Origin of the sequence: Marinobacter sp., from assembly GCF_033722195.1 — a bacterium.
Lineage (GTDB): Bacteria > Pseudomonadota > Gammaproteobacteria > Pseudomonadales > Oleiphilaceae > Marinobacter.
This window is the reverse complement of sequence record NZ_JAWVZL010000169.1, coordinates 1-3,399: the sequence shown is the minus strand read 5'-3', so window position 1 is coordinate 3,399 and position 3,399 is coordinate 1. Positions and strand designations below refer to the sequence as shown.

The following is a 3,399-nucleotide window of genomic DNA, read 5'->3' as shown; positions in this document are numbered from 1 at the left end:
GCGCACGATTCTGTCCAACGCCTCCATCATCGCCCTGCTGGCTGGCCTGGCCTGGGTGGCCACCGGCTGGCCGGCCCCGGTGGCGGTGCTGCAGACCGTGGAACTGCTGGCGGGTATGACACTGCCGGTGATGCTGCTGTTACTGGGCAAGTCCCTGGCGTCCATCAATATCCGGGAGATCGGCCGCCTCGGCCGGATTGTCGGGCTTTCGGTGTTGCGGGTGGCGCTGGGGCTGGCAGCTGCCCTGACAGTGATCTCGCTGCTGCCCATGACGCCGCTGGTGGCCCAGACGCTGCTGATCCAGGCCAGCATGCCGGTGGCGGTGATCAGCTACATCCTGGCCGCCCACTACCACGGCCCCCAGGACGACGTCGCCGCCGTGATACTGCTGAGCATGCCGCTGTCACTGCTGGCGGTACTGGGCATTCTGCAGTGGGAACCGTTTTAAAACTTCCGTCCTGCCCGCAGCTATAAGAGAGGTCGGAAACTGCCCGGGAGGAGACAATGCAACCAACGAAAACCGCCTTTGTATTTGCCGGCGGCGGATCATTGGGGGCCATTCAGGCAGGCATGCTGCAGGCCCTCACCGCCGCTGGGGTAAAACCGGATTTCGTAGTGGGGGCGTCCGTGGGCGCCATCAATGCCGCCTATTATGCCCAGTATCCGGATCGCGAAGGTGTTGAGAGACTGGCGGAGATCTGGCGCGGAGTGCGACGGAGCCAGGTCATGCCGGTGAGCGTCTGGCGTGCGTTTCTGGGACTGTTTCTCCGTAACCATCTGATGAGCAACTCGGGTCTGCGAAAGCTCTTCGAGCGTCATCTGGGTGGTACCAACCTGGAGGACTCGCCATTGGAGCGCCACCTCCTGGCGACCAACCTGTCGGATGGCGGGAAAGTGCTGATATCCGAGGGGGATACCGTGCAGGCCCTGCTGGCCAGCACGGCCATTCCGGCGGTCTTTCCGCCCATCAGAATGGCAGGGCGCTACCTGATGGACGGCGGCGTGGCCAGCATTACGCCCATCGAGGCCGCCATCCGGCGTGGCGCTGAACGGCTCATTGTTCTCCCCACCGGCCTCAGTTGCGCCCGGGACCGGGATGTCGTACCGAAAACCACGTTCGAGATGTCGCTTTATGCCATCAACCTGCTGATTTCCGGCCAGCTGGTTTCCGATATCATCCGCTACCGGGAAGAGGCCCGGATCTCCATAGTGCCGCCGCCCTGTCCCCTTGATATTTCCCTGTTCAGTTTTGACGGCACCCCGGAACTGATCGAGCGCGGCCGCCAGGATGCACAAAATTGGCTCAACGAGGGTGGGCTGGAAAGATCCGATATGCCGGACGCCCTGCAGCCTCGCCGCTACTTCTGACGCACCGACTTGTACCACAGAATCTTTGTCGAATCCCCGGAACTCGTATACAACTAGATCAGGATCCAACAAAAATTGAGGTGACGTCATGCCGTTTTCACCAGAGCACATTGCCGAACTCAACCTGCTGGCCCTGTTCGAGTCGGGTTCGGCCCAGGAAGGCATCAAGGTGCACAGCCATTCCGCTTCCCCGGAGGCGGTGGCGGCGGCCGAGCGGCTCTACAACAAGGGCCTGATCTCCCAGAAAGACGGTGGCTACCTCACCAGCCTGGGCTGCGAGACCGTGGAACACACCCAGAAGCTGCTGGGCATTCTGGCCAACCGGTAAACCCTGACCCGACAGCGGGCCCGCCGCCAGCGCCTTGAATTCCGGTGATACAGAACCAAGGTTTCTTACAGGGCGTAGTGACAAACAGGTGCCGCGCAAACTGCGCCAGGTTCCATTCGATCCAACGCGGATTTCATTTCACAACGCAGAGGAACGACTATGTCAAGCCAGGAACACAAGCAGAAAATCTGGAATCTCATCAAGGGTATGAACACCGGGATGCTGACCACGCTGCACGGTTCCGAGCTTCGGTCACGGCCGATGTATCTGGTGCAGGACGAGTACGACGGTAAATTGTGGTTCTTTACCGACCTGGATGCCGAGAAGGTTTTTGAAGTGGAGGAGGACAACGACGTCTGCGTCTCCTTCGCCGATCCCCACGATGATGTCTACGTCTCCCTCACCGGTGTTGGTCGTGTCAGCAAGGACAAGACGCTGATCGACAAGTTCTGGAACCCTTTCGTTGCCGACTGGTTCCCCGAAGGCAAGGACTCTTCCAACATCGGATTGCTGGAAATCAAGGTGCAGAAAGGCGAGCACTGGAACGCCGACACCAGCAAGATGGTGCAGTTCTACAAGTCGGCGAAAGCCAAGGCAAAAGGCGGTACGCCGGATATCGGTGAGCACGAGAAATTCGGGACCTGATTGCCTCTTTGCGTCTGCCAGGGCGGGCCCTTCCGGGGTTCGCCTGTTTCCCTTCCCGCCTGAACTTTCAGTCTCATGGCCTTCAGCCCTCAGATTCCCAACGTCAGCAGTATCTGTAACGGTTAATATGACCATGACTGTGCCGCCTTCGACGGCGCCGCTGTGTTAGATTGGCCGTTTTACTGCGAGACTCTGATGAATCCCCCAGCCCCGACTGAGGCTACCAAAGGCGTGCTGTTTGGCGTTGCCGCCTACACCATGTGGGGCTGCTTCCCCCTTTTCTTTGCCCTGTTCGAAGGGACCCCGGCCTTTGAGGTGCTGGTTCACCGCATCATCTGGTCAAGCCTGTTTCTGGCTGTGGTGGTCAGTGTCCTGCGCCGCTGGGCGCCGGTCAGGGCGGCGCTGCGGGAGCCGCGTCGCCTGGGACGGGTACTGGCCTGCGCGGCCCTGATCGCCCTTAATTGGGGGGTGTATATCTATGCGGTGGAAACCCGTCACGTGCTCCAGGCCAGTCTCGGCTACTTCCTGACTCCGCTGGTGAACGTTGCCCTGGGCATGATCGTTCTGCGGGAGCAGATGGCGCGCCTGCAGGGCATTGCGGTGGTGCTGGCGGGGGCCGGCATTCTGGTGCAGCTGGCGCTACTGGGCACGGTGCCCTGGATCAGCCTGGTGCTGGCCATCAGCTTTGGAACCTATGGCCTGCTGCGCAAGCAGGTGCCACTGGACGGCCTCTCCGGTCTGTTCGTGGAAACCCTTCTACTGCTGCCGCTGGGGCTTTTGACGCTGGCCTGGCTGCACCAGGCCGGGGACTCCCATTTCGGACTGGCGCTGACACCCAGCCTGCTGCTGGTGACCAGCGGCGTGGTGACGGCGCTGCCGCTGCTGGCCTTTGCCGGCGCCGCCCGGCGCCTGCGGCTGTCCACCGTCGGGTTTCTGATGTACATCAACCCCACCATGCAGTTTGCCCTGGCGTTGCTGGTGTTCAACGAGCCTCTCAGCAAGACCCAGCTGGCCAGCTTTGTGCTGATCTGGGCCGCCCTGGCGCTCTATTCCTGGTC

Annotated in this window: 5 protein-coding genes; all 5 read left to right on the top strand. The window is 61.3% G+C overall.

Annotation, left to right across the window (positions count from 1 at the left end; translation table 11 throughout):
- A partial coding sequence (locus R3280_RS16335; RefSeq protein WP_318999670.1) for an AEC family transporter occupies positions 1-448 on the top strand: 448 nt, incomplete at its 5' end.
- A 56-nt stretch (positions 449-504) separates the two neighbouring features.
- A complete protein-coding gene (locus R3280_RS16330; RefSeq protein ID WP_318999669.1) occupies positions 505-1,368 on the top strand; it encodes a patatin-like phospholipase family protein in 864 nt (287 codons plus the stop codon).
- A gap of 88 nt (positions 1,369-1,456) precedes the next feature.
- Entirely contained in the window at positions 1,457-1,696 is a 240-nt protein-coding gene (locus R3280_RS16325; RefSeq protein WP_318999668.1) for a TIGR02647 family protein, read from the top strand.
- A 159-nt stretch (positions 1,697-1,855) separates the two neighbouring features.
- Positions 1,856-2,341, top strand: a complete 486-nt coding sequence (locus R3280_RS16320) for a pyridoxamine 5'-phosphate oxidase family protein (RefSeq protein ID WP_318999667.1) — start codon at positions 1,856-1,858, stop codon at positions 2,339-2,341.
- 195 nt (positions 2,342-2,536) lie between these two features.
- Positions 2,537-3,399 (top strand): EamA family transporter RarD (rarD, locus tag R3280_RS16315; protein WP_318999666.1); only part of this gene is annotated, 863 nt, incomplete at its 3' end.